This window comes from Kytococcus sp. HMSC28H12 (assembly GCF_001816045.1).
Classification (GTDB): domain Bacteria; phylum Actinomycetota; class Actinomycetes; order Actinomycetales; family Dermatophilaceae; genus Kytococcus; species Kytococcus schroeteri.
In genome coordinates, this window is record NZ_KV824698.1 from 1 (window position 1) to 2,008 (window position 2,008).

General features: G+C 72.5%; 2 protein-coding genes. Both read left to right on the forward strand.

What is annotated here, in order from left to right:
* Positions 1 to 244: 244 nt before the first annotated feature.
* Positions 245 to 1,477, forward strand: a complete 1,233-nt coding sequence (locus tag HMPREF3099_RS11650) for a phospholipase D-like domain-containing protein (protein WP_070706238.1) — start codon at positions 245 to 247, stop codon at positions 1,475 to 1,477.
* Between the two features lie 201 nt (positions 1,478 to 1,678).
* Positions 1,679 to 1,975 (forward strand): co-chaperone GroES, encoded by a 297-nt coding sequence (gene groES, locus HMPREF3099_RS11655; protein ID WP_070706239.1) that lies wholly within the window; start codon positions 1,679 to 1,681, stop codon positions 1,973 to 1,975.
* Positions 1,976 to 2,008 lie beyond the last annotated feature (33 nt).

Sequence of the window (2,008 nt, forward strand, 5' to 3'; positions counted from 1 at the left end):
GCCGCGCAGCAGGGCGGCCGCGGCGAACGCGTCCCCGGTGGCCCGGGCCTCGGCGACGAGGGCGTCCAGCGCGGGGTCGGATCCGGGGGCCACGCTCCGCAGCAGGTCGACGCCGGCCAGGGGGTCATCGGGGTCGGGGGCGTGGCTCATGGGCGGCAGTCTCCCACCGCCGGTGGCCCGCCCCGGGGGCCGGCCGCGCCGCCCTAGACTGGCCCAACGCCAGGAGCCGAGTCGAGGAGGGGACGTGCCGCACCGCACCGTCGCGAAGGTGGTGGCCTACGGGCTCGGGGCACAGGCGGTCGCGCAGGCGGCCGTCGTCGCGGGACTGGTGGTGAGCAACCGCCGCCGCAAGCGCCGCAGTCCTGAGGTCATCTCGTTCCCCACCGTGGAGCCGGTGGAGAGCTCGCTGGACCGCACCACCATCACCACCTACACCTTCGGGCGCGACGTCTTCGCCGACATGCTCGAGGCCATCCGCGGGGCGCGCCGCGAGATCTTCTTCGAGAGCTACATCCTCAAGGGCGACGCCGTGGGCCGGGCCTTCAAGGAGGCCCTCTGCGAGGCCGCCGAGCGCGGCGTGGCCGTGCACGTGGTCTTCGACGGGTTCGCCAACCTCGTGGTGCCGCGGGAGTTCAAGCGCTGGCCGCCGGGCGTGCACACGCTGGAGTACCCGGTGGTGACCCCGGACGTGCTGCTCGGTCCCCGCCACTGGGGGCGCGACCACCGCAAGATCCTCGTGGTGGACGAGGAGGTCGGCTTCGTGGGCGGCTACAACGTGGGCCAGGAGTACGCCACGCAGTGGCGCGACACCCACGTGCGGGTCACCGGGGCAGCGGTGGCCGAGCTGGTCAACGTCTTCATCGACTTCTGGAACCGCCACCGGCACGAGGACCAGCCCGAGCTCAGCGACGGCCGCAGCCGGGCCTGGGGGCTGCCGGTGCAGGCCCACCGCAACGCGCCCTCGCGGCTGCTCTTCCCCATCCGGGGCATGTACCTGGAGGCCATCGACCGGGCCGACGAGACGATCTGGATCACGCAGGCCTACTTCATCCCCGACAGGGAGATCCTCGAGGAGCTGCTCCGCGCCCGGCGGCGGGGGGTGGACGTGAAGGTGATCCTCCCGGAGCGCTCCAACCACGTGGTGGCCGACTGGGTGGCGCGCTACTACTTCGAGCAGCTGCTCTCCGGCGGGGTGGAGCTGTGGCTGTACCAGGACGCGATGGTGCACGCCAAGACCGCGGTGGTCGACGGCGTGTGGGCCACGGTGGGGACGGCCAACATCGACCGGCTCTCGCTGACCGGCAACTACGAGGTCAACCTGGAGATCCTCGACGCCGGGCAGGCCGCCCACATGCAGGAGATCTTCCGCCGCGACCTCACCAACTGCCGGCAGCTGACACTGGCCGAGTGGCGGGGCAGGGCCTGGTGGGCCCGCGGCATCGAGCGGCTCCTGCAGCCGCTCCAGCCCCTGCTCTGAGCGCCCCGGTGGCCTCTGGCACTCGAGTTGACCGAGTGCCAGAGGCCGCCCTAGATTTGGTGCTGGCACTCAGCGCCACCGGGTGCCAGCTCCGGGGCCACCGCGACGGACCCGGCAGCGACCACCCCGACGGCGCCGACTGAACACCGCACCCCGGCCCCGGGCCCCGCCCGGCGCCACTCCCAGAGAGAGGAAGGTCCCATGGCCACCATCAAGCCCCTCGAGGACCGCATCGTCGTCAAGGCCGTCGAGGCCGCCCAGACCACCGCCTCCGGCCTGGTCATCCCGGACACCGCCCAGGAGAAGCCGCAGGAGGGCGAGGTCATCGCCGTCGGCCCGGGCCGCTTCAACGAGGACGGCGACGAGCGCGTGCCGATGGACATCTCCGTCGGCGACCGCGTCATCTACTCCAAGTACGGCGGCACCGAGGTCAAGTACGACGGTCAGGAGGTGCTCATCCTGGGCGCCCGCGACGTGCTGGCCATCATCGAGCGCTGAGTTCCCCGGCGCCGCACCGACGGCGCCCACCCG

Coding starts and splice junctions, on each gene's coding strand:
- groES (WP_070706239.1), top strand. CDS start 1,679: ATGGCCACCATCAAGCCCCTCGAGGACCGCATCGTCGTCAAGGCCGTC.